We start from the raw sequence: 22,083 nt of genomic DNA, 5'->3' as shown, positions 1-22,083 counted from the left end.
TCAGTCACCCAGATATTGAATGGTGATGTGGTATTTAAAGACATGTTGTTCGATGCTGATCGGCTCACGCTTGCCTTTGCGATTCAGATAGATGATTTCGGTGACCAGCTTACCGCTGGCGTTGCGCAGTTCGCGCTTATCGCCGCAGTCGATCAATGTCCAGCCTTTTGGCAACTGCGACTCCCAGGCGTGAATTGGCCAGTGGCTGAGCATGACATCAGCCAGCACCTGGCTTGCTGGCGGCAACTGCGGTACCACGATTGACTGTTCGCTGTGCAGCCCTTTTTCATCGTAGGTCACAAGGAACAGGCGAATGCCGACAGAGGAGAGTCCTGCCAACGTGAGATTTTTATCGTCAGCATTGAGCAGTACCAGCAGCGACTGGGTTTTGCCGTTAAAGCTGCCGGTGAGTAGTTGCTGTGAATTAATCGGCGGAGAGATGTCCGGTAAAGGCAGTGTGACGCGCGTGCCCGGCTCGAGCCAGGCCTGAGGGCGCCCTTGTTGTTCCGGCTGCGAGCTGCTGCATCCGGCCAGTATCAGCGTTGCGATCAGAGCGATGGCGCGCCAGAACGTCGGTTTAATCATTATCTTTTTTTCTCTTTTTCGCGGGCATCGCCAGTGGTGAAAGCAGAAACGCGGTGAAAATACCGCTTACTAGTACAATGCCAAAACTGCTGATAGCCTGGGTGGCGCTAAAAACCAGCATGCCCAAGGTCAAGATCGTAGTTAGCATCGCCAGCGTAATCGCCAGTAGCGACGTCAGCGGAGTGCCGTGCGGATTGCTAAAAAACAGCGTGTAGTTAATGCCAATTCCGAGCACCAGCACCAGCGCCAGTAGCGAGAACAGGTTTACCGTATGACCGCTCAGCGAAAGTACGGCCAGCCCGCAGCCAAGGGATAACATCGACGGCACCAGGCTAATTAGCCCTTTTCGCCACCCAAGCCGAATCATCGCCCCGCAGGCAATCACCGCTAGCGCAACGCACAGCAGGCCGGTCAGGATATGACGATAAAGTGTGAACAGCTCGTCGAAGCTGCTTTTGCGATCCACCCACGCAACACCAACATATCTTGTGCTGAGAGCATTTAGCGCTGCGCTATTGTTCACGCCTTCTACTGGCACTAGTACGCCGCTTTCTCCATCTGCCAGCGTTATCCACAATAGCCGCCACCCTTCGCTAGCCGGGCTGGCAAGCCAGGCATCAACCGTTACCTGCATGGCGTTGAGGTCGGGATTTACTGCCGCTAGTCCGGCGTTATTCAGGGCTGCGGTAACGGTGGGCGCAGCATTTTTCAACAAACTAAGATCCTGCTGCTGTCGGGTGAGCGAATTTAGCGGAATGGTGCGATACCCGCTGAGCCATCCTTCTGTTTTCGCTTGCTCCAGCTCGGGGGTAAAGCGTTCCAGCCGCTCCAGGGTTTGCTGGGCAGATTTGCCATAAACTACGAACCATTTCTGGTCGACGCTTTGTCCGGTGAGCGCGGTAATGGCTTTTTCCTGGGCCAGGATGTCCTGCGGCAGCGTTTGTAGCTGTGATATATCATCATCAACGCGCAGCGTGGCAAGACCTGCCAGCGAGAACAGCGCCAGCACCACAGGCAAACCGATGGAAAGCTTTTTATTGCGTCGCCATGCGGCAAGCCAGCGCAGCATTTGTACCATGGACGGAACAGGACGGACGGGCAGACCACGACATAGCCACGGATGCCAGAAAATCACCGTTAAACAGGAGGCGCTTAACCCCATCACCGCGAAGACCGCCATCTGACGAATACCGGGGAAGGGGGCGAGCATCATAATCAGGTACGCCGCTACGGTAGTCAGTAGCGCCAGCAGCAGCGCATTCCGCACTTTAGCGAGGCTTTGCCACGGTGACATTTGTGCACCGTGCACCATCCGTTCGGTCAGATAATAGAGCGTATAGTCAGCGGAAATTCCGATAATGCTCATGCTCATCACCAGCGTCATCAGATGCAGCTCGCCGAAAATAAGCAGCGTCACGACCGTGCCCGCCAGCGCGCCAATAGCAATGGATATCAGACACAAAAGCAGCGGGCGCAGCGAGCGGAATACCGCCATAATCAGCAGAATCACGCCGAACAGAGTCGCCACGCCGAGGGTGGAGATATCCTGTTTCGCCTGCTGGCTGGCGTAATCGCTGTAAAAGAGCGTGCCGCGAGACAGCAACTGTGCCTGCGGATATTGCGCTTTAAGTTCACCTTCCAGCGTTTTTAGCGTGGTGACCAACCGATGCGTCTGCTGCATGTCAAACGAGGAACCGGCCAGCTCGCCATGCATCAGATACCAGTAGTTGCCCTGTTTATCCTGAGTCACCAGCCAGCCGTCCATCAGCCGCAGGCGTTGGCCGTTTTTGGCCATTGCCAGCTGCGAGCCGCGCATCAGCATCAACGGATCGTTTTGCAACTCTTTGCCGCTAACGCCGGAGAATGCCGAGTAGAGTTGGGAAAGTATCCATTGCGCCTGCGCCTCGCCGCCGTTTTGCAAACGCGCACGGGTGTCGCTATCGATTAGTCCGTTGCGATGCTGCCAAAAAAAAGCTCCCCACGCTTGCTGGCTGTTGGCGTCCATTGGGCCTTTCACTTCAGCCAGCGCCTGCGATTTTTGCAATCGCATCAGCCAGTCGTGAGCTACCGCCGGATCGGCTTTCTTACCAGGGCTTACCAACCAGACCAACTGTCGGTCGAGACGCTGCATGAAACCGTCGTTCAGGCTCGGAGGGGTCTTCCCCAGTGTTTGCTTTGGCAGCATCGCCAGCACGCTACTGTTTAGCCGCGCCTGAGGCAGCTGCGTTAGCAGAACGCCCAGCAGGATCAGGCAGGCGATTCCCCATAGCAACGCAGGGCGTTTACTGGGCGGCAAAGCGTTGGCGTTCGTCATCGGTCAGTTGCGCTGGCGTGAGTTGATGTTGGGAAAGTGCGATATCGGTACGATCGCCCTGCTTGTCGTTGAGTTGAATGCTCTCCAGATACGTTTTTCCGGCTAAATCAATGGTCGCGAAAATCTTATCCAGCGGCGTGGTGATGGGGGTCAGGCGCAGCGTCCAGCGTCCTTCGCCTAAGTCTACAAACTCTACGCGGAAATTCTCTTCCAGCACTTTACGATCGGCCTGGAACAGCGCGCGCAGCAGATGGTTGAACTGGAACATCTGAGGGTTGTTCTCGGCGGTGATGGTTTGCGGCGGCTGGCCGTTAATCACTTGCACCATCCGCTTGTCATCCAGCAGCAACTGCATCGGGAAAGGGCTGGTTTGATCCCATAGTAAACCCTGGTCGCGGGCGATCAGCATCTTCCCCTGAGATCGCAACGGCTGCGGCAGATCCTTAATCGTTCTGGTTTGATCGAAATGCGCCCGGACCACCGGCTGTTCGGTAAAGCGCTGTTGCAGATTATCAAGCGTCAGGGCGCTGACTATGGGACTGATGAACAGCGCCAGCAGTGGTAAGAATCTCATGGCGTAACTCCCATACGTTCAAACAGAATCGTGGGGCTGACAAAGCACAGTTCGCGACTCTTTTCTTCAACCGCTACCTGAATGGTGTAGCCAGTCGTTGCCCGCTTTCCTGTTTCGGCATCGAAAATTTCATAACCGATGCGCAGGCGGTTTTCGAACTCCTCTATACGCGCGCGGACGCGAATGCGCTGCTCAAAGGTCAGGGGATTACGGTACTTTACCCGCGCATCAACCACGGGCCACAGGTAACCTGAGGCTTTCATCTGTCGGTACCCGTAGTCGAACTGGTTCAGAAGCGCTTCACGGGCAATCTCAAAGTAGCGGAAGTAGTTGCCGTGCCACGCCACGCCCATCATATCAACGTCGTGGAACGGGATAGCCAGCTCGACTTCAGCCGTAAAGCGGGGATCGTTCAGCACCTTTTATTCCTTGTGTTTGGTGTCCGGCAGTTGCCAGAAATCGAAAAAGTTAAACCAGTCCAGCGGCGACTGGAGCGCATAGTGCTCGAGGCGTTCGGCGTAGCGCTCGATAGTTTTCTGCAAGGCATCCTGACGTTCGGCGCGCGGCAGCAGCAGCGGATTGGCGAACGGTTCGCAGTGAATACGCAGCGTTCCCTGCTGGCGCAGGGCGAAAATCAGATCCACCTGACAACCTAAAATCGAGGCGAGAATGAACGGCCCCTGTGGAAACGGAGCGGGTTGGCCCATAAAGCGGCTCCAGCAGACGCGCCATTCGCCGCCGCGCTGGGGATTAACCGCAATGCGATCGCCGACAATGGCAATCCACTCACCGCGCTCTAGCTTCTCTTTAAGCTGGATGGCGGTCTCCGGGCCGATGTCGGTGACCGGCATCAGGTTGAGTCCAGCCTGCGGAGCCATTTCCTGCATAATTTGCTTAAAGCGCTGGGCATTGTCGCTGAATACCAGCGCGTTGATGATTTTGCTGCCCTGTAATTGCGCTAGCGCGCGGCAGGCTTCAACATCGCCCAGATGTGATGCAAGCAGCAGCTTGCCGTACGGTGAGTTGACGTTGAGGGCTTCTTCCGCGCCAGGCGAAAATACCACATCGCGGCCCAACCGCAGCTCGCCGCGCCAACTGGCAATTTTATCGAGCATTGCATTTCCGAAGCGCAGAAAGTGCTGGTAGCTGGTGAGCGAAGGGGGGACCGGCATCAGACGCTCGGAGAGCTGTTCGCGTACGCGAGCTATCCAGTTCCGCGAAGCTTTACGAGCAGTGGAAGCCGTGAGCCAGTAAACGGCGACCACTGGATAGAGTAGCAGAGTAAATGCCTTGCGCCCTAGCAGGCGCCATACCAGAAGCATCACACGCATTCCCCACAATCCCCTGACCTCCTGCTGATGCGCCCAGTGTGGCGATGTGTGGCGGAACAACAGCGATGGGATGCGCGGCAGCATGCCGAAGAACAGTCGCGTGTGCATCCGTGAGATACGCAGGTTATCTTTGAAGGCGTCGAAATGAGATAGCCCGTCTAGCGGATAGGTAACGCGGGTTGGGATAAAATAACTGGTACTACCCTGCCAGTAGAGACGCACCATAACTTCAGTATCGAAGTCCATCCGCTTACCTAGCGCCACGCGCTGCGCTAGCCGCAGCGTTGGCGCAACCGGATAGACCCGAAAGCCACACATGCTGTCTTTCAATTTAAGCGAAAGCGTTTCGATCCACACCCAGACGTGGGTCACCCAGCGCCCATACAGGCGCGAGCGGGGAATGGAATCGTCGTAAATAGGCTGTCCGGAAATCAGCGCCGTCGGGTGTTCCTCGGCCAGGGCAAGCAGTTTGGGAATGTCTTCAAGAGCATGCTGGCCGTCGGCATCAACCTGGACGGCATGACTAAAGCCAGCTTCCGCTGCCGTCTGCATGCCGCGAATAACCGCTGCGCCTTTACCTGAGTTAATCGGCAGGCGAATTAAAGTCATATTTGCAGATGCTGCCGCTAATCGTTCGAGTTCCTGTTGCGTACGGAAATCGCTGCCATCATCAACTACGATGCAGTGCAGGCCAAACGGCTGAAGACGCGCCAGCACGCGCGACATCATCGCGCCGTGGTTATAGCAGGGGATCAGCACGCACGGGGAAAAATTTAACGGCATAAACGGATCTTCCCGCTGCTGGCTATGTGTCGCGCTTCGCCGTCGTGGCGCTGATAGCTAAAGGTGAGTATTTGCCGTTCTTCCTGCCAGAGTACGGTGAGCGTAACGGCTGTCTCCGGCAATAGCGGCGCCTGGAACTTCACGTTCTGAATACTATGAAAACGCCAGCCGGGCGCGAGTAGGGTGGTAGCGTAATGCATCACCCAATCTATTTGCGCAACGCCCGGGAGCAGCGGCTGGACGGCAAAATGCCCGCGAAACCAGAACAGCGTGGGGTCGAGATATAAATCGATTTGAATCTGATGAGGTTGTGCTTGATGGCGCTCAATTTCATGGGGTTTCATGAAATAACTCCTGTAATTGCGCATAGACACGCTTGTTCATACTGTTTACCGGAATTTCATCAATCACCCGCCAGTAGCGGGGAACGGCGACCGGCTCCAGCCATGAGCTCAACGCTTTCCGCCATGTTAATTCCTGGGTTTTACCCCAGCGCTTTCGCGCGTTGTTATCCAGGACCAGCAAGGCGCCCACGCTTTGACGGCTGCCGCGTGTTACCGTTAATACCGCTGCATCAAGGATGCCGTCCAACATCAGCAGGCGCTGCTCCACTTCGCTGAGCGAAATGCGCTTCTCTTCAATTTTGACCACCCGCCCCCGGCGTCCAATCAGGCCGAACTGCCCATTTTTTGAAAATTGCAGAATATCATCGAGTAAAAAGCCATCAACATCTGCAATTAGCGGTGAAATAACGCGAAATGAACCATTTTCCTGATGGATGCTGATGCCAGGAAAAGGCAACCATTTCGCATCATCTTGTTGGTAATCGCGGCAGGCGATAACGCCGGTTTCAGTACTGCCGTAGATTTCATCCACCCAAACGTTCAGCCAGCTAGCTGCTCGCGCGGCATCTGACCAGGAGAGCACACCACCCGCGGACAGGATCATCTCTACCGGTGGGGGAGCGAGCTGGCCGTCGAGGCGTTTGAGGAATGCAGGGCTGCTGATAAACGCGTACCGATATTTATGGCTCAGAGCCGCCAACTGCTCTGCGTACCAGAGCATCCCTGCGTGGAGAGGCAGACCTAAGGCCATCGGCAGGAAGATACGGAATGTCAGGCCGTACAGGTGTTGAGGTGTGACTGAAGCGACTATGCGGCAATTTGCAAGACGATCGGCAAAGCGCGTTGCCAGCAGCTGTGCTTCGTTGTTGAGAAGGCGTATTGGTTTGTTCACACGTTTTGGCTGACCAGTCGATCCGGAGGTAAACAGCTCAATATATGCATCGTTGTCGATTGCTGGAAAGGCGAAGGATTCAGTGGCGAGCGTCATGGCGGAACTGACCACCCGCAGCGAGCCCTGCCAGTCCAGCGCTTTATCGCTCAATAGACCGTCAAATAGGGTGTGCTGCTCACTCAATAATGTTACGCGGCAGTGTCCAGGGAGCACCGGTATTTTACCTGCATGCAGCGTTGCCAGCAGCGCGACGATGAACAAATAGCTGTTTTCAAAACATAGCGCCCAGCGATCGCCTTCCTGCTGTTGCAGGTATTCAAGCAGATGACCGACATCCTTGCGCAGATGCCCAAGTGTCCAGGTATGTCCTTCCTGCCATGCAATCGACGTGTCGACCGGGCGAGGGGCGTTGAGCCACTGGGCCAGAGTGAGGATCGGCTTCATTGATTATCTCTTTTCATTACCCGCTGGCGTACTAACCACTCACCGGCCATCAGCATGCCCATCAACAGATAAGAGAGCATCCCGTTCCACGCCGTCCAAATAGACATGTCGCCGTGCAGCGCGGTTAAGAGCGCAATGCTGCCGTTGAAGATGAAAAATGCGCACCAAATTTGTGTCACACGGCGTGTATAACGAACGGCAGTTTCTGGAAGGTCTGGTTCTCGCAGTCGTGCCAGGCGTTCGATAATCGGCATAGCTGACCACAGCGAACCGCCAAAAACCGCTAGCATGACGCTGTTCACTACCACCGGGTAAAACAGTAGCAGTTGGTGAGTTTTGAGCAGATAGCTGGCAGAGCACAGCGTGATGCCTGCAGCAGCAACGATCTGTGTGACGATGCGTAGTGGCCCCGCCTGTCGTCGGATCTGACGACAGCGTAAAAACAGCAAGAGTGCAATTAGCGGCAGCAGCCAGCGCAGGCCGTTATGCGCCAGACCAAACCAGATCAAAAATGGCCAGGTCAGCAGCAATAAACCTGTCAGCAGGGTGATGACCGGCAGCGACCGTGCGCCTGACACGGAGAATTATGCTTCTTTGAGCAGGCGTTCTACCGCATCGACGACATCCTGCACGGTACGAACGGCTTTAAACTCTTCCGGCTTGATTTTCTTACCGGTTTTCTTTTGAAGATGTACGATCATGTCGACTGCGTCGATGCTATCCAGCTCCAGATCCTCGTACAGGCGCGCTTCAGGTTGAATCGCCTGCGCATCGACTTCGAACAGCTTAATCAGCAGCGCGGAGACTTCTTCGTAAATGGCGTTTTGTGCGGTCATAACGGCGTCTCCTCAGGTACGTTGCGCGTGAATGAAAGATGCCAGCGTGGCAACGGAGAAAAAGTGCTGACGCATCTCTTCACTCTCGGCGGACAGCACCACACCGTACTGGTTTTTCACTGCCAGACCCAGTTCCAGAGCATCGATTGAGTCCAGTCCCAAACCATCGCCAAACAGCGCCGCTTCGGTTTCGATATCGTCAACGGACAGTTCGTCCAGGTTCAGTGTATTTATGATCAGATTTTTAATTTCAAGATAGAGCGCTTGCATCATTAATTCCTGTGCCAGGCGTAGTACCTGATTGTAATTGAAGCAAAATATGCCGGTTTAACTGCCTTGCCGCCAGCGCCGGTTCTTGTATGTTTGCATCGTAAAATTGGTTGATTTGTAGCCGCTCACCAACCGCAATGGTAAAGCGTGGTTTCGTTGGCGGAGCATCATACCACTTGCTCTGTTTGCCCAGCATATGCTCGGTACAGCGGATAACGACTACGCGCAAATCGCTACCGCAGCGAACCGCGATATTGGCCGCACCGCGCTGTAGTGTCATTTTTTCGCCAGGTAACGTGCGCGTTCCCTCGGGAAAAATCAAAATGGTGTCACCCTGTTGTAAACGCTGGCTGCTGGCCGGAAGCAGGGCATCAGCCTGATCGTTAATCAGATAATCCGCCGCGCGAATCACGCCGCTGAGAAACGGATTTTTCAGCAGCGCGCTCTTCACCAGGCAGTCTGTTTCGGGCATTACTGAAGCGAGCATGACATAATCGATCAGGCTAGGGTGGTTGGCGACGATCAAGCAACCGCGCTCCTGGCGCAAAACGTCGCCGCCTTCAATGCGAAAATCGAGTACACCAACGGCTTTTACCACGGTGAGAAAGAATCGGAAACTGGCTGAAATGCTGCGCCGTGCGAGTCGACGGCGACGGGCTTTGTCGCGAATCGTTGCCAGCAGCAGATTAAACCAGACAAGCGAGAGCAGCAGCCCGCCAAGCCCGAAAAGCGCGAAACAAAAGCCGGTCATTGCCGCTCGCCAAAGACGGTTTAGCTTGGGTAGCATACTATTCATGAGCGGCACCACTGCCACTGCGCGCGCTCACCGGGGATGGTGAATGTGCTGGTATTCTGCAAATAGTGTTGTAAAAACAGCAAACTTTGCGGTAGCTCGCTCTCCTCGCCAACCTCGCAGCGTTGGGTTTTACACTGCCATTCGCTACCAGCCTCAATAATCCACGCCGTTGCATAGGGCCAGGTGGGCATCAAAGGTGGTAGCTGCGGGTGATAAAAAACAGGCAGGAAACCGTCGAAATCGACTATTAAAATACGCTGGTACCCCGCATTCAGCAGACCCATGACTTCATACAATCCCTGCTGGAAAGTATCGCGGCCGGCGGAGAGCGACGATGAAACGATCGGCTTTTTCGCGGCGATAGTCAGATTACCTACGGCGGAGTTATGCACGGATAAGGCGAAATCGGTTGGAGAGAGCGCCTGCTCTGTCGCCAGCGCGTGCAGGATCCGGTAGTTACGCTCCAGCTCTCCGTGGCGGCTGGTGTACACCACGGCATCTATCTCATGGCGACGGAGTATTGCCAGCCCGCACTCGACTGCCAGCTTACTACCGGAGCTGAGCCGGCGGGCCGTCATCATTGGCAGCTCGCTGAGCTTAGCCAACGGTGCCGTGGGGTCGATGGCGTGCAAATGCCGTGACCACTTTTGCCACTGTTCGGTGCCACTGACCCCAGGAGCCATGGCTTGCCAGTCAATTATGTTAAATGAAAATGTCATCCGCTCGCGTCCGCGATCAATCAATGATTTTGCTGGCGTTAAATTGAACGCCAAAACAGCGAGTAACGCTGCTTTGTTATTTTATTTTCTGGCATATCAATAAGGTATGCCCAACGCCTAAATTATCCTGACGTTGTTCTACCTGGAATCCTGCCATTTCCAGATAGCGATAAAACTTGTCGACGCTGTAGAACCGGCTGTAACCGTTGGCCATGCAGGTAAAATAGAGCGAAGACGCATTCAGGCTGAAAGATGCAGCTTCAAATTTCTGCGCGTCCCAGAACAGTTCCAGAATGCACAGGCGAGCGCCGGGTTTCATCACGCGCGCCACGTTACTGAGCATGGTGATAATTTGTTCTGGTGAAAAGCAGTCAAGAAATTGACTCATCCACCAGACATCCGCTTCCCCGGGAAGGTGCGCGTCGCTCAGCATATCCACAGCATGGAAATCGATGCGGTGGGTAAGGCCTGCATTTTCTATATTTTCACGAGCCAGTGCAATTTGTTGAGGCAAATCTAATAACGTTACCGCGATATTTTCATCATACTGACAGCAGCGTAAAGCCCACTTTCCGGTATTTCCGCCTACATCGTACAGGGTTGCGGGCTGGCTGGCGAATACATACGGCAGTGCAGCATTGAATGCCCCGTCAGAATAGTAATGATCAAAAGCGAACCAGCTTTTACGCGCCGCCTGCGGTAACTGTGCCAGGGCTGGATAAATCGTGGGCCAGTCGCCAAATACTTTTAACCCGGTTGGCTTTCCTTCCTGGAGCGCATTTTCCAGAAAAAACAATCCCTGATAACAAACATCCTGTGTGAAATCCATATTTACCCGGGTCATTGTATCATGAAGTAAGAAATGTCCTACTTTAGCGAGATAATAGCACTCTCCTTTATGAGTAAGGATACGTCCACTTAATCCCATATCCAGCAATACGCTGACGGCGTATTCATTTACCTCGCAATGCTCACAAATAGCCTCCAGCGTCGCACCGAGTTTACCTTGATGGTCGAGGTAATCTAGTACGCCTGAGTTGCGTAGGCATAATGCAGTTTGAAAAAGCATGGGGGCAAAAGCAATCCGCTGCGCTTCGGTAATAGCATCCAGTGCGCTGAGAGTGTCCTTTTTGTACACGATTGACACAGCCTTTACAGTTTAGTGGGGGAACGGGCCGTTATTGGCCCAAAGAGAGTTCATTTACCGAGCTGAGTCCGCGGCAAGGGTAATTTGAATATCTTTATCAAGGTTGTGCACCCAGCGGTTATAGTTTCTATGAATTTTTCCACCGGAGGCCATCAGGTTAATGCTGCTGGCATAGTTGATGGAATAGCTGGTTGCGGAATAGTTAATTTTAATTTCAGCAATATGGTCGCGTATTTGTTGGCGGGCATTGATCACCCCCGGCCCAGCGTCTGACATAATCCATTCTCTCTGGGCACCTGCCTTGATGATTGCATTTTTAACCTCGGCTTCGGTATGGCCTGCGCTTACTGTTGTATGGATTTGTTCAATGGGCGCTGTACGGGCACAGCCTGCCAGAGCACCGATAATCGTTGCGGCGGCAACCCAGCGAATTATTTTTTTCATGAATACTCCCTATCATTTTATTGGTTAAAAAAATAATATATCGTGTTGGAAATATTGATACGTAGATGTTATGCGGCTATCGTTTTTATTCTACATTAATTCGTGTGTTTGTCTGCTTTTAAGTCGTTCAGATAGATGGAGACTCTGATGTTAATGGGTTTTTATTGTCAAGACGAATAATGGAGGCCGCTTGTTAGAGGCCGGTGCAAAAGTATAATTAAATTAATATGCTCTATCAATGAATATAATCAAAGGAGGGATGTTTCTGCTCTGTAGCGAAAAAGTTGAAAATAAATAGCAGGTGAATAGTGTTCTGTTGTGATTTATCTATGAAGCTTATCTGAATAACGTATTTCCCGCATACCCGCTTTTTTAAATACGGGTATACGGATGCATTGATACGTCAAGATCAGCTAGCCCGGTAGCCTGCTTTTGGGGCGCCCGGGCCCGAGCAGGATGGCTAACTTACTGCCGCCCTTGGTGGTCTCCATCCATATTTTACACACGCTGGTTAACGGTACCGACAGCAGCATTCCCACCGGTCCAAGCAGCCATCCCCAGACCAGCAACGAGAGGAAAACCACCAGCGTAGACATGCCCAGCCGGTGGCCCATCATGCGGGGCTCGAGAATATTGCCGATAATCATGTGCACGACTAAAAAGAGTGCGCCGACCAGCAGGCATTCATAATATCCGTTAAAAAGTAACGCCTGGATCATCGGCGGGACGGCGGAAATCACCGAGCCAATGTTAGGCACATAGTTCAGCAGAAAAGCCAGCACGCCCCACATCAGCGCAAACTGCACCCCCATTAGCATCAGCCCTAACCAGATAATCACCCCGGTCCACAGGCTGAGCAGCGTTTTCAGCGCCAGATAATGCGAAACGCCTTTTAACGCCCGATGAAGACCGGCGATGTGGATTTGCGGGTTGTTGAGGGCAAAACGGAGTTTATAGGGCACATGCCGGACTTCAAAAAGCATAAATACCACCGTCATAACCAGCAGAACGACGCTGGCCATGGCGCCGGACAGCCCGGTCATCAGGGTGGTCGTGAACGTCATCAGCTTGTCGGAGTCTATGCGTTGCAGCATACGCTCCGGGGACATATGAATATGCAAAAAGGGCAGCGCCTCCTGCAGCCGCAGGACTTTTGCCGTCAGCTCTTTATTATATTTTGGCATCATGGCGACAAATTCGTTAACCGACGCGGCCAGTACGCCAATTAACGCGGTGAGCACGATCAGCATCACCACCACTACGATAGTAATGGCGACCGGGCGACGCACGCCGCGGCGAATAAACCAGGTGACCAGAGGGTTGAGGACAATGGCGAAGAACAGCGCCAGTAATAGTTGCACGATGATATCTGCCGCGGCGTGAATACCGGCGAGGATAACCACCAGTGACGCCAGTTTGAGCAGAATATGCATGCCCGTTTTATCGGGCTGAGGGGTTGTCATTCACTCTTCCTTTCTATGATTTTCATTAAGTGTAGCGGCTGGCTTGCTGCCTGGAATCCTAATCTGGCTGCTGATTTATAACGTGCGGCGTGGTAGAAATGAAACACAGTTGTAAAAATCTGGTGGAACCCGATGCCCGAAACCGTCGCCGAACCGGCGCTTAATGGATTGCGCCTCAATCTGCGGATTGTCTCTGTCGTGATTTTTAACTTTGCCAGCTACCTGACCATTGGCCTGCCGCTGGCGGTCTTGCCCGGCTATGTTCATGATGTGATGGGGTTTAGCGCCTTTTGGGCCGGGCTGGTGATTAGCCTCCAGTACTTCGCTACGCTGCTCAGCCGCCCTCACGCCGGGCGCTATGCCGATCTGCTGGGGCCAAAAAAGATCGTCATTTTCGGCCTGTGCGGCTGCTTTCTGAGCGGACTAGGCTATCTGCTGGCGGCGCTCTTCGGCGGCTTGCCCGTGGTTAGCCTGGCGCTGCTGTGCCTTGGCCGGATTATCCTCGGCATCGGGCAGAGCTTCGCGGGAACCGGCTCCACGCTGTGGGGCGTCGGGGTAGTCGGTTCGCTGCATATCGGGCGGGTCATATCCTGGAACGGCATTGTCACCTACGGAGCGATGGCGATGGGCGCGCCGCTCGGCGTGCTCTGTTACTCGCTGATTGGCCTGCACGGGCTGGCGTTGACCATTATGGCGGTCGCCCTGGTGGCCGTGCTGTGCGCGTTGCCGCGGGCGGCGGTCAAAGCGGGCAAGGGTAAAGCGATGTCGTTTCGCGCGGTGCTGGGGCGCGTCTGGCTCTACGGCATGGCGCTGGCCCTGGCTTCGGCGGGTTTTGGCGTTATCGCCACCTTTATCACTCTGTTTTATGATGCTAAAGGCTGGGACGGCGCGGCCTTCGCCCTGACGCTGTTTAGCTGCGCCTTTGTCGGCACCCGGCTGCTGTTCCCCAACGGAATTAACCGCCTCGGCGGGCTGAACGTGGCGATGATCTGTTTTGTCGTCGAGATTATTGGGCTGCTGTTAGTGGGCCTGGCGGAGACGCCGCTGATGGCGAAAATCGGCACTTTCTTTGCCGGAGCCGGTTTTTCGCTGGTGTTCCCGGCGCTTGGCGTGGTGGCGGTGAAGGCCGTACCGCAGCAGAACCAGGGGTCGGCGCTGGCAACCTACACGGTATTTATGGATCTCTCGCTGGGGATCACCGGTCCGCTTGCCGGGCTGCTGATGGCGTGGGCGGGCATTTCATCGATCTATCTGGCGACGGCGGGGCTGGTTGCGGTGGCGCTGCTGCTGGGATGGCGGTTAAAAAAACGGCCCCCGGTCGGTGAACCGGAGGCCGCGGCGTCAGGCCAGTAGTTACTGGATGACGAGGGTGTTGATAATGTTTTCCGCTTCGGTCTGCGCCTGCTGCTGGTTATCCGCTGGCAATGTGATTTGCAGCGTCAGCAGTTTGTCATCAACCTTGCCGAGAAGGACGGAAGACCAGGCGGTCTGACCCTTGGCGGAGATGATGCTGTCCAGCTGTTGCAGCGTGTGGCCTTTGATCTCAATGGATTTATTGCTCACGACCTGCAGCTGCGGGTCGCGGCTGCGCTGCTGCTCTTCCAGACGCTGGCTCATCACCGCCAGCTCCTCGTTGGTATTGTCACCCACAATCACGATCACCGCTTTCTGGCCGGTGGCATCAGAATAGACGTGCATATTGTTGGCCTGGGTGCCCAGCTTGCCGCTCTGGTCGGTCATACCGGCTGGCAGGGAGAAGCTCAGTTTGCCATCCAGCAGACTAATAGGTTGCCCGCTGGCGTTGCTTTCCGCAGCAGCCCCGGCAGTCGGCGTTTTTGTATCGCTGTTATCACAGGCCGCAAGACCCACAACCAGCAGGCCAATACCGACATATTTAACCAAATTGCGCATTGACATCTTCCTTTCGATAAACGGCCATTAACGGCTCATTCGCTTATCTTATCACATCGTTTCGTGAGTACTCTTAACCTGGCTGCAATGCGGATAAATCAGATTTATCTGCCAGTTTTTTCAGCAGCATATTCAACAACATGCCGTACATCGGCAGGAAGAATACGATGCTAATCAGCACTTTGAAGCAGTAGTCGACGATGGCGATTTCACCCCAGTGCGCCGCCATAAACGGGTCCGGGCTGCGCCAGAAGGCGATAAAGAAGAAGGCCAGCGTATCGCTGACGTTACCAAAAAGGGTGGATGCCGTGGGCGCCAGCCACCAGCGGCGGTTTTGACGCAGGCGGTTAAAGACGTGGACGTCGAGGATTTGCCCCAGCGCGTAGGCCATAAAGCTGGCGGCGGCGATACGGGCGACAAACAGGTTAAAGCTGGTTAATGCGGCAAACCCCTGCCACTCGCCCATATAGAACAGCGCGGAAACCCCGTAGGAGATAAGCAGCGCCGGGATCATGACCGCGAGGATAATGCGTCGCGCCAGCGGAGCGCCGAAAATCCGCACCGTCAGGTCGGTGGCGAGGAAAATAAACGGAAAGCTGAACGCGCCCCAGGTGGTATGAAAACCAAAGATGGAGATCGGCAGCTGCACCAGATAGTTACTGGAAGTGATGACCAGCAGATGGAAAAGCGATAGCCAGATCAGCGCTTTTTTACGCTGTACGGTAGTAAACGGACTCATATTGTGACCTTTTTAGTGGTTGGGGTGAGGGAACCCAATAAAAACGGCTGCATGATACTGCGTTGCGAGCGTATTGCAATGGTTGTTTTTCGCGCAAACGTTAACCTGGCTTGCGTACTGGCGAACTGGGGGTAAACTAGGGCCGTTTTGTTAATGTGAGATGAAAATGAGCGAACTTTTCTCCAGCCCTGACCATACGCTTGATGCGCAGGGGCTTCGTTGCCCGGAACCGGTGATGATGGTGCGCAAGACCGTGCGTACGATGCCGGTGGGCGAGACGCTGCTAATCGTGGCCGACGATCCGGCGACGACCCGCGATATTCCCGGTTTCTGCCGCTTTATGGAGCATGAGCTGCTGGCGCAGGAAACCGAGGCGCTGCCGTACCGCTATCTGATCCGTAAAAGCCACTGATCCAGGCTACAAAAAACCAGACCGCACTAATCCGTAGCCCGGGCAAGGCGCGTCAAGCGCCGCCCCCGGGAATTGTCCCTACTTCTTACGTAACAGCCGCAGCGCGTTAGCGGTGACCAGCACCGTCGCCCCGGTATCCGCCAGCACCGCCAGCCACAGGCCGGTGAGGCCGAGCAGGGTGGTGACGAGGAAAATCCCCTTAAGACCCAGCGCGATAGCGATATTCTGCCGGATATTGGCGTGAGTGGCGCGCGCCAGCGAAATCATCTGCGCCAGTCCGGTGAGGCGATTGTGGGTCAATGCCGCATCGGCAGTCTCCAGAGCGACGTCGGTGCCGCTGCCCATCGCGATGCCAATGGTCGCCGCTTTCATCGCCGGCGCATCGTTGATCCCGTCGCCGACCATGGCCAGCGGCGACTGGGCATGAAGCGCCATCACCGCCTGCACTTTATCCGCAGGCAGCAGCCCGGCGCGGAACGCCAGCCCCAGTTCGCTGGCAATAGCCGCCGCCGCGCGCGGATTGTCGCCGGTCAGTATGATTCCCTGAACGCCTAACTGATGGAGTTCATCCACCGCCTGGCGAGCATCATCGCGTAGCGTATCGCGCAGCGCCACAATCCCCAGCAGCGCCTCATCGCGCATCACCAGCACCACGGTTTGCCCCGCGCTCTCCAGCTGCTGAATAGGTTCATCGTACTGTGGATCGCGATTTTTACCCGCGGCGCAAATCAGCACCTGACGTCCTTCAACCTGCGCCTCAATGCCGGAGCCGGCCAGCGCGCGCTGGCCGCTTGCCGGCGGAATGACCAGCTGGCGCTGCTCCGCCTCACGTACGACCGCCTGGGCTAACGGGTGGCTGGAGCCTTGCTCCACGGCGGCCGCCAGCGCCAGCAGATCGTTTTCGCCGATGTCTGCGGTCGTCATCACCGCGGTGACGCGCGGCTGGCCGATGGTCAGGGTGCCGGTTTTATCAAACGCCACCTGGCGCACGCGGCCCAGCTGCTCCAGCGCCGCGCCGCCTTTAATCAGCGCGCCGCGACGCGCCGCCACCGCCAGCCCGGAGGTAATCGCCGCCGGGGTTGAGATCACCAGCGCGCACGGACAGCCAATCAGCAGCAGCGTTAAACCTTTATAGATCCACGGCAGCCATGCGCCCGCAAACAGCAGCGGCGGAACAATGGCCACCAGCAGCGCGACGACCATAATCGCCGGGGTATAGATGCGGCTAAAGCGATCGATAAAGCGCTCAATCGGCGCGCGGCGCTCTTCCGCTTCTTCAATCAGCTTAAGGATACGATCGATAGCGCTGTCGCCCGGTTCGGAGATCACCGTCAGCTGTACCAGACGATCGACGCTGGTCGCGCCGGCCGCCACGCGTTCCCCGGCGTTACGCTCCACCGGTACGGATTCACCGGTTAGCGCGCTCTCATCGAAGCTGGCGAAGGGCGAGAGCAGCTGGCCATCGGCGGGCAGGCGGCCTCCGGCGGCGACTTCAATCACGTCGCCGGGGCGCAGGTCGCGCTGGGCTACGGTTTCACGCACGCCGTCGCGCACGCGGATTGCCGTGTCGGGTTTCAGCGCCATCAAGGCGCTGACGCCTTGCCGCGCGCGGCTGGCGGCCCAGCCCTCAAGACGTTCGCCGATTAAGAACAGCAGCAGGACCATCGCCGCTTCGGCGGTGGCGCCGATAAACAGCGCGCCGATGGCTGCGACGCTCATCAGGGTTTCAATGGCGAACCAGCTTCCGCTTTTGATCAGGCGTATTGCTTGCCGGGCGACCGGCCACAGGCCGACCAGCGTGGTTGCGATGAAGGCGATTTCGCCCAGAGGCGGGCTGAACTGCTCCAGCCCCCAGCTGAGCGCCATCATGGCGACGAGGGTGAGGAGCGGCAGATTCTCGCGCAGCCAAGAGGTGGGCTCCTCTGCCCGTGGCGCGTTTTCATCACGCAGCTGATAGCCCGCGGCGCGCACGGCGCTTTCGATCTGCGGACGGACATTGCCCTCGGCGTTGACCAGCAGCTTTTCGGTGGCGAACAGTACCTGCACCTGGCTGACCCCCGGCACCTGGCGAACGGCGGTTTCGACCTTGCGGGCGCAGGCCGCGCAGTCCATGCCTTCTACCAGCCAGCTAAAGCGCGCGTGACTCAGCGCATCGTTTTCAGCGGCGGTTTCGCTGCTGCAGGCGGGGTCCGCGCAGCAGCTTTCCGCAGGCTGCGCGGCAGGGGTAAATTTTAACGATGAGAAGTGTGGGACTTTTTTATCCTGCGATTCTGGAGCCGACATAGGACCCTCCGGGTAATGATAATTTTCTCATTACCCGCAGGATACACTCTGGAGTCGACTCCAGAGTCAAGCGCTTAATTACAAATAGAGCGCGCGGACGATCAGGAAGTGCCCGGCGAAGTAAAATGCTGAGGAGATCGCGTTGTCAGCGCGGAAGCGGCGGCGATAATGGCTAATGAGCCAGACCGCGTTGCCGAGCAGCAGGGATGCCGCGCCAGCGAAGCCGGACAGGGCGGTATCCGTCGGGCGGGCGAACCACAGCTCACCGGCCAGCCAGACCATCACCAGCGTCATCGCGATAAAGGTAAACACCGGCATCCGCATCTCTTCCAGACGCGTCCAGATAATCGCCAGCAGCAGCGCGCCGAGGATCAGCAGCACCAGCGGCAGCGGCCAGAAGAAAGATAGCGTCAGCTGGCTGGCAAACCAGATGGTGTAGAGCAGATGCGAGAGAAAGAACGCCCCCACGGCGTACATTACCCGCTGCCGCGGCAGCAGGGTCAGCGCATCGCCGACCAGCGAGGCGCAAAGCCCGGCCAGCACCAGATAGCTGATGGCGTTAAACATCGGCGCTTGCCAGGCCAGTAACAGAAGCAGGATCAGCGTGACGGGTTTAAACACCCAGCGACGCCAGGCAGGCCCACGATAGGACGCATCGACGTAAAGCCATGCGGAGAAACAGACAGCAATAAATGACCAAAGCATAGTAAGTCCCTGTATCTGTTATCATTACGTAAGTGATTGTACTTACAGTACTGAATCTCAGTGTAGTGGTTTGCAGAGGAAGATGACAATGATAATCAAGCCACAGTATGCTTATTCCTGATAATTCCTGGGGGCAAGGTGAATGAGTAAAGTTCCGCTGTTTTTTATGGTTGCCGTTGCCATCATTGCGGTTGCCGCGTCGTATCGCTATGTGCAGCAGCGTCGGGAAAAAATGGATAACGATGCCGCGCCGCTGTTGCAAAAACGGGTGGTGGTGAGCAATAAGCGGGAGAAGGTGATTAACGATCGCCGTTCGCGCCAGCAGACGGTGACGCCTGCCGGCAGCGAAATGCGTTATGAAGCAAGCTTCAGGCCGGAAAGCGGCGGGCTGGAAGTGGTTTTTCGTCTGCAGGCGCCGCAGTATCATGCGCTAAGCGTCGGCGATAAGGGCGTCCTGAGCTATAAAGGTTCGCGGTTTATGGGCTTTACGCCAGACCCCTGAACCTTTTCCTGGCATTACTTCTTCTTCAGGGTCGCCTTGAGCTTTTTCTGCCAGGCGACCAGTTCGAACACGCCGAAGATGAAAATACGAATCTGCTCGAAGCGCCCCAGCGGCGGCATCTCTTTCGTCTGCGTCGCCTTGAGCAGCGTCAGCTGCAGGCCGTGCATCAGAATCATAAAGATCAGCGCTACGTTAACGAAGATGTTCAGCGGTTTTGGGAACGGTTGAAACAGGTTCAGCAATAAAAACGCCCACACGCACAGCATCAGCAAGCGGCCAAAATTAATCAGCATGGTTTTCTCCTTGGGCCTCACGTTGATAGAGACGGTAGGCGACCTGTCCGGCCACTTTTTCACGATAGACGTGCCAGTTCATCGGCACCGGCGGTAAACCGTTTTCGACTTCACTCTCAATGTAGACAAGCGCTTCATCGCTAAGCCAGCCGTTGTTTTCCAGCAGCTTTAGCGTCTCTTCAAGCAGTCCTTTACGAAACGGGGGATCGACAAACACGATGTGATGCGGCGTGCCCGCCTGAGCAAGAAACGCTAAAGTATTGGTATTGACCACTTTAGCGTTGCTGGCTTTGAGGGTCGCCAGATTTTTTTGCAGCTGCTGCGCGACGCCGCGTTCCATTTCCAGCAGCGTGGCGCTGGCCGCATAGCGGGAGAGGGCTTCAAGGCCCAGCGCGCCGCTGCCGGCGAAGCAGTCGAGGCAGTTCGCGTCAACGATCGACGGCGCCAGCCAGTTAAATAGCGTTTCGCGCACCCGGTCGGTGGTCGGGCGCAGACCCGGGCTCTCCGGCACCGGGAGTTTACGGCCCCGCCATTGCCCGCCGATAATACGGATCTGGCCGCTGCCCGCGTGGTTTGGTTTCTTCATCTCTTTGCTCAAGTCTCAACTTCCGGGCTGCTATTCTAACGATCGGCGGCGGTTGACGAAACCTTAATCCGGGGGCGGTGATGCGAGTTAAGTTAAGTGGTAGACTATCCGACTAATTTCATCATTTTTCAGCTTCCGCTACCTACTGGCCGAAGCTGTGCCATGAATTAACAGCGAGGAGTGTAGTCGCAAATGGCGAAAGACAAAAAACGTGGCTTCTTTTCCTGGCTGGGCTTTGGTCAAAAAGAACAGGCGCAGGAAAGCGAAACAGAACAAAAAGTAGAAGCCCAGCAAGAGGTTGAAGAACCGGCTCAGGAAAGCGAAGCGCCTGCGGTTGCGCCGGAAACGGTCGACGCCACTGCGACAGAGAAACAGGATGCCGAAGCCTTTGCCGCCGAGGTGGTTGAGGTGACCGAGCAGGTTGTGGAGAGCGAACAGCCGCAGGCGGTTGTCGAATCCCCGGCGGTTGAGGAGATAGCGGAGCAGCCCGCGGTTGAAGAGACGGTCGCTGAGCCGCTGGTGGAAGAGGTCATCGCCGAGCCGGTAGTGGCTGAAGCCGTCGCTGAACAGACGCCGGAAGAGGTCATTACCGAACCGGAAACGGCAGTTCTTGAAGAAACCGCCGTTGACCAGCCGGAACCAGACGAAACGGTAGAAGAGGCTGAGGCCGATATCACCGATGAAGAGCTGGAAGCACAGGCTCTGGCGGCGGCCGATGCGGCAGAAAACGCCGTTGAAGTGGTGCCGGACGAAACCGTCGTGACGCCGTTAGAGCAGGAAAAACCGACCAAAGAAGGTTTCTTCGCCCGCCTCAAACGCAGCCTGGTAAAAACCAAACAGAACCTCGGTTCCGGATTTATCAGTCTGTTCCGCGGTAAGAAAATCGACGATGATCTGTTTGAAGAGCTGGAAGAGCAGCTGCTGATTGCCGATGTCGGCGTGGAAACCACGCGTAAGATCATCACGCGTCTTACCAACGACGCCAGCCGCAAGCAGCTGCGCGACGCCGAGGCGCTGTACGGCCTGCTGAAAGAAGAGATGGGCGATATTCTGGCGAAAGTGGATGAGCCGCTGAACGTAGAAGGCAAAACGCCGTTTGTGATTCTGATGGTCGGCGTCAACGGCGTCGGTAAAACCACCACCATCGGCAAGCTGGCGCGTCAGTTCGAGCAGCAGGGCAAGTCGGTGATGCTGGCGGCGGGGGATACCTTCCGCGCGGCGGCGGTTGAGCAGCTCCAGGTTTGGGGGCAGCGCAACAATATTCCGGTGATTGCCCAGCACACCGGCGCGGATTCGGCATCGGTCATTTTCGACGCCATCCAGGCGGCGAAGGCGCGCAATATTGACGTCCTGATTGCCGATACCGCGGGTCGTCTGCAGAATAAATCGCACCTGATGGAAGAGCTGAAGAAGATTGTCCGCGTCATGAAAAAACTCGATGTCGATGCGCCGCATGAAGTTATGCTGACCATTGACGCCAGCACCGGGCAGAACGCGATTAGCCAGGCCAAACTGTTCCATGAGGCGGTTGGACTGACCGGTATTACCTTGACTAAGCTGGATGGGACCGCCAAGGGCGGGGTTATCTTCTCGGTTGCCGATCAGTTCGGTATTCCGATTCGCTACATCGGTGTTGGCGAACGTATTGAAGATCTGCGTCCGTTTAATGCGGGCGACTTTATTGAGGCACTTTTTGCCCGAGAGGATTAA

Annotated in this window: 25 protein-coding genes; 4 read left to right on the top strand and 21 right to left on the bottom strand. The window is 55.9% G+C overall.

Going from position 1 to position 22,083, the window contains the following annotated elements; translation table 11 throughout:
- The 15 genes from F8562_RS21470 to F8562_RS21400 all read right to left on the bottom strand — a co-directional run bounded on the left by F8562_RS21470 (position 1) and on the right by F8562_RS21400 (position 12,942).
- Entirely contained in the window at positions 1 to 585 is a 585-nt protein-coding gene (locus F8562_RS21470) for a DUF3261 domain-containing protein (protein ID WP_014227114.1), read from the bottom strand.
- Positions 578 to 2,899 (bottom strand): MMPL family transporter, encoded by a 2,322-nt coding sequence (locus F8562_RS21465; protein WP_042934209.1) that lies wholly within the window; start codon positions 2,897 to 2,899, stop codon positions 578 to 580. The genes F8562_RS21470 and F8562_RS21465 overlap by 8 nt, the downstream gene beginning before the upstream one ends.
- Positions 2,868 to 3,473, bottom strand: a complete 606-nt coding sequence (locus F8562_RS21460) for a LolA family protein (RefSeq protein ID WP_014227112.1) — start codon at positions 3,471 to 3,473, stop codon at positions 2,868 to 2,870. The genes F8562_RS21465 and F8562_RS21460 overlap by 32 nt, the downstream gene beginning before the upstream one ends.
- Positions 3,470 to 3,892, bottom strand: a complete 423-nt coding sequence (locus tag F8562_RS21455) for an acyl-CoA thioesterase (RefSeq protein WP_014227111.1) — start codon at positions 3,890 to 3,892, stop codon at positions 3,470 to 3,472. The genes F8562_RS21460 and F8562_RS21455 overlap by 4 nt, the downstream gene beginning before the upstream one ends.
- A 3-nt stretch (positions 3,893 to 3,895) precedes the next feature.
- Positions 3,896 to 5,587: a glycosyltransferase family 2 protein gene (locus tag F8562_RS21450; protein ID WP_014227110.1), complete on the bottom strand. Its 1,692-nt coding sequence runs from the start codon at positions 5,585 to 5,587 to the stop codon at positions 3,896 to 3,898.
- Positions 5,578 to 5,931, bottom strand: a complete 354-nt coding sequence (locus tag F8562_RS21445) for a hydroxymyristoyl-ACP dehydratase (protein WP_014839718.1) — start codon at positions 5,929 to 5,931, stop codon at positions 5,578 to 5,580. The genes F8562_RS21450 and F8562_RS21445 overlap by 10 nt, the downstream gene beginning before the upstream one ends.
- Positions 5,918 to 7,267 (bottom strand): AMP-binding protein, encoded by a 1,350-nt coding sequence (locus tag F8562_RS21440; RefSeq protein ID WP_014227108.1) that lies wholly within the window; start codon positions 7,265 to 7,267, stop codon positions 5,918 to 5,920. The genes F8562_RS21445 and F8562_RS21440 overlap by 14 nt, the downstream gene beginning before the upstream one ends.
- Positions 7,264 to 7,845 (bottom strand): hypothetical protein, encoded by a 582-nt coding sequence (locus F8562_RS21435; RefSeq protein ID WP_014227107.1) that lies wholly within the window; start codon positions 7,843 to 7,845, stop codon positions 7,264 to 7,266. Before F8562_RS21435 ends, F8562_RS21440 begins: the two co-directional genes overlap by 4 nt.
- Positions 7,846 to 7,851: 6 nt before the next feature.
- Positions 7,852 to 8,103 carry an acyl carrier protein gene (locus F8562_RS21430; protein ID WP_014227106.1) on the bottom strand — a complete coding sequence of 84 codons (252 nt, stop codon included), beginning with the start codon at positions 8,101 to 8,103 and terminating at the stop codon, positions 7,852 to 7,854.
- A 12-nt stretch (positions 8,104 to 8,115) separates the two neighbouring features.
- Positions 8,116 to 8,373, bottom strand: a complete 258-nt coding sequence (locus tag F8562_RS21425) for a phosphopantetheine-binding protein (protein WP_014227105.1) — start codon at positions 8,371 to 8,373, stop codon at positions 8,116 to 8,118.
- Positions 8,354 to 9,169: a lysophospholipid acyltransferase family protein gene (locus F8562_RS21420; RefSeq protein WP_032719974.1), complete on the bottom strand. Its 816-nt coding sequence runs from the start codon at positions 9,167 to 9,169 to the stop codon at positions 8,354 to 8,356. Before F8562_RS21420 ends, F8562_RS21425 begins: the two co-directional genes overlap by 20 nt.
- Positions 9,166 to 9,888 (bottom strand): beta-ketoacyl synthase chain length factor, encoded by a 723-nt coding sequence (locus F8562_RS21415; RefSeq protein WP_014227103.1) that lies wholly within the window; start codon positions 9,886 to 9,888, stop codon positions 9,166 to 9,168. Before F8562_RS21415 ends, F8562_RS21420 begins: the two co-directional genes overlap by 4 nt.
- Before the next feature lie 76 nt (positions 9,889 to 9,964).
- The gene (locus tag F8562_RS21410; RefSeq protein WP_014227102.1) at positions 9,965 to 11,026 is read right to left on the bottom strand and encodes a class I SAM-dependent methyltransferase; all 1,062 of its coding nucleotides are present in this window, start codon (positions 11,024 to 11,026) and stop codon (positions 9,965 to 9,967) included.
- A gap of 63 nt (positions 11,027 to 11,089) precedes the next feature.
- Positions 11,090 to 11,479, bottom strand: coding sequence for a lipoprotein (locus F8562_RS21405; protein WP_014227101.1), 390 nt, complete (start codon positions 11,477 to 11,479; stop codon positions 11,090 to 11,092).
- A 413-nt stretch (positions 11,480 to 11,892) separates the two neighbouring features.
- Positions 11,893 to 12,942: an AI-2E family transporter gene (locus F8562_RS21400; protein WP_014227100.1), complete on the bottom strand. Its 1,050-nt coding sequence runs from the start codon at positions 12,940 to 12,942 to the stop codon at positions 11,893 to 11,895.
- Positions 12,943 to 13,074: 132 nt separating this feature from the next.
- Between F8562_RS21400 and F8562_RS21395 the strand changes: the two genes are divergently transcribed.
- Positions 13,075 to 14,295, top strand: a complete 1,221-nt coding sequence (locus F8562_RS21395; protein ID WP_014227099.1) for an MFS transporter — start codon at positions 13,075 to 13,077, stop codon at positions 14,293 to 14,295.
- Here the strand turns inward: F8562_RS21395 and F8562_RS21390 are convergent, their stop codons facing one another.
- Together F8562_RS21390 and F8562_RS21385 are read right to left on the bottom strand one after the other, a co-directional pair.
- Entirely contained in the window at positions 14,296 to 14,853 is a 558-nt protein-coding gene (locus F8562_RS21390; protein ID WP_004855087.1) for a DcrB family lipoprotein, read from the bottom strand.
- A gap of 73 nt (positions 14,854 to 14,926) precedes the next feature.
- Positions 14,927 to 15,592: a 7-cyano-7-deazaguanine/7-aminomethyl-7-deazaguanine transporter gene (locus tag F8562_RS21385; protein ID WP_004126198.1), complete on the bottom strand. Its 666-nt coding sequence runs from the start codon at positions 15,590 to 15,592 to the stop codon at positions 14,927 to 14,929.
- Positions 15,593 to 15,758: 166 nt separating this feature from the next.
- Here F8562_RS21385 and tusA point away from each other — a divergent pair, with 166 nt between their 5' ends.
- Positions 15,759 to 16,004, top strand: a complete 246-nt coding sequence (gene tusA / locus F8562_RS21380; RefSeq protein ID WP_004106582.1) for a sulfurtransferase TusA — start codon at positions 15,759 to 15,761, stop codon at positions 16,002 to 16,004.
- Between the two features lie 78 nt (positions 16,005 to 16,082).
- Here the strand turns inward: tusA and zntA are convergent, their stop codons facing one another.
- A complete protein-coding gene (zntA, locus tag F8562_RS21375; protein WP_014227098.1) occupies positions 16,083 to 18,287 on the bottom strand; it encodes a Zn(II)/Cd(II)/Pb(II) translocating P-type ATPase ZntA in 2,205 nt (734 codons plus the stop codon).
- A 78-nt stretch (positions 18,288 to 18,365) separates the two neighbouring features.
- A complete protein-coding gene (locus F8562_RS21370) occupies positions 18,366 to 18,992 on the bottom strand; it encodes a lysoplasmalogenase (RefSeq protein WP_004855080.1) in 627 nt (208 codons plus the stop codon).
- 142 nt (positions 18,993 to 19,134) lie between these two features.
- On the opposite strand from F8562_RS21370, the gene F8562_RS21365 reads away from it, so the two are divergent.
- Positions 19,135 to 19,494, top strand: coding sequence for a DUF2500 domain-containing protein (locus F8562_RS21365; protein ID WP_004855078.1), 360 nt, complete (start codon positions 19,135 to 19,137; stop codon positions 19,492 to 19,494).
- A 14-nt stretch (positions 19,495 to 19,508) separates the two neighbouring features.
- Here F8562_RS21365 and F8562_RS21360 read toward each other — a convergent pair whose 3' ends face one another.
- A complete protein-coding gene (locus tag F8562_RS21360) occupies positions 19,509 to 19,787 on the bottom strand; it encodes a DUF1145 family protein (RefSeq protein ID WP_004106574.1) in 279 nt (92 codons plus the stop codon).
- Entirely contained in the window at positions 19,777 to 20,373 is a 597-nt protein-coding gene (gene rsmD / locus F8562_RS21355) for a 16S rRNA (guanine(966)-N(2))-methyltransferase (protein ID WP_014227097.1), read from the bottom strand. The genes F8562_RS21360 and rsmD overlap by 11 nt, the downstream gene beginning before the upstream one ends.
- Positions 20,374 to 20,565: 192 nt before the next feature.
- Between rsmD and ftsY the strand changes: the two genes are divergently transcribed.
- Positions 20,566 to 22,083 carry a signal recognition particle-docking protein FtsY gene (gene ftsY / locus F8562_RS21350; RefSeq protein ID WP_014227096.1) on the top strand — a complete coding sequence of 506 codons (1,518 nt, stop codon included), beginning with the start codon at positions 20,566 to 20,568 and terminating at the stop codon, positions 22,081 to 22,083.

The organism is Klebsiella sp. RCJ4 (assembly GCF_009025755.1).
GTDB lineage: Bacteria > Pseudomonadota > Gammaproteobacteria > Enterobacterales > Enterobacteriaceae > Klebsiella > Klebsiella michiganensis.
The sequence above is the reverse complement of the archived record's forward strand: the minus strand, read 5'-3'. Positions and strand labels throughout refer to the sequence as shown.

Bases quoted from the DNA above. Each gene is read 5' to 3' on its own strand.
- F8562_RS21420 (WP_032719974.1), bottom strand. From the start codon at position 9,169: ATGAATAGTATGCTACCCAAGCTAAACCGTCTTTGGCGAGCGGCAATG.
- F8562_RS21390 (WP_004855087.1), bottom strand. From the start codon at position 14,853: ATGCGCAATTTGGTTAAATATGTCGGTATTGGCCTGCTGGTTGTGGGT.
- F8562_RS21440 (WP_014227108.1), bottom strand. From the start codon at position 7,267: ATGAAGCCGATCCTCACTCTGGCCCAGTGGCTCAACGCCCCTCGCCCG.
- F8562_RS21385 (WP_004126198.1), bottom strand. From the start codon at position 15,592: ATGAGTCCGTTTACTACCGTACAGCGTAAAAAAGCGCTGATCTGGCTA.
- F8562_RS21445 (WP_014839718.1), bottom strand. From the start codon at position 5,931: ATGAAACCCCATGAAATTGAGCGCCATCAAGCACAACCTCATCAGATT.
- F8562_RS21425 (WP_014227105.1), bottom strand. From the start codon at position 8,373: ATGCAAGCGCTCTATCTTGAAATTAAAAATCTGATCATAAATACACTG.
- F8562_RS21365 (WP_004855078.1), top strand. From the start codon at position 19,135: ATGAGTAAAGTTCCGCTGTTTTTTATGGTTGCCGTTGCCATCATTGCG.
- F8562_RS21465 (WP_042934209.1), bottom strand. From the start codon at position 2,899: ATGACGAACGCCAACGCTTTGCCGCCCAGTAAACGCCCTGCGTTGCTA.
- F8562_RS21415 (WP_014227103.1), bottom strand. From the start codon at position 9,888: ATGACATTTTCATTTAACATAATTGACTGGCAAGCCATGGCTCCTGGG.
- F8562_RS21400 (WP_014227100.1), bottom strand. From the start codon at position 12,942: ATGACAACCCCTCAGCCCGATAAAACGGGCATGCATATTCTGCTCAAA.
- F8562_RS21370 (WP_004855080.1), bottom strand. From the start codon at position 18,992: ATGCTTTGGTCATTTATTGCTGTCTGTTTCTCCGCATGGCTTTACGTC.
- F8562_RS21460 (WP_014227112.1), bottom strand. From the start codon at position 3,473: ATGAGATTCTTACCACTGCTGGCGCTGTTCATCAGTCCCATAGTCAGC.
- F8562_RS21430 (WP_014227106.1), bottom strand. From the start codon at position 8,103: ATGACCGCACAAAACGCCATTTACGAAGAAGTCTCCGCGCTGCTGATT.
- F8562_RS21450 (WP_014227110.1), bottom strand. From the start codon at position 5,587: ATGCCGTTAAATTTTTCCCCGTGCGTGCTGATCCCCTGCTATAACCAC.
- F8562_RS21470 (WP_014227114.1), bottom strand. From the start codon at position 585: ATGATTAAACCGACGTTCTGGCGCGCCATCGCTCTGATCGCAACGCTG.
- ftsY (WP_014227096.1), top strand. From the start codon at position 20,566: ATGGCGAAAGACAAAAAACGTGGCTTCTTTTCCTGGCTGGGCTTTGGT.
- zntA (WP_014227098.1), bottom strand. From the start codon at position 18,287: ATGTCGGCTCCAGAATCGCAGGATAAAAAAGTCCCACACTTCTCATCG.
- F8562_RS21360 (WP_004106574.1), bottom strand. From the start codon at position 19,787: ATGCTGATTAATTTTGGCCGCTTGCTGATGCTGTGCGTGTGGGCGTTT.
- rsmD (WP_014227097.1), bottom strand. From the start codon at position 20,373: ATGAAGAAACCAAACCACGCGGGCAGCGGCCAGATCCGTATTATCGGC.
- tusA (WP_004106582.1), top strand. From the start codon at position 15,759: ATGAGCGAACTTTTCTCCAGCCCTGACCATACGCTTGATGCGCAGGGG.
- F8562_RS21395 (WP_014227099.1), top strand. From the start codon at position 13,075: ATGCCCGAAACCGTCGCCGAACCGGCGCTTAATGGATTGCGCCTCAAT.
- F8562_RS21405 (WP_014227101.1), bottom strand. From the start codon at position 11,479: ATGAAAAAAATAATTCGCTGGGTTGCCGCCGCAACGATTATCGGTGCT.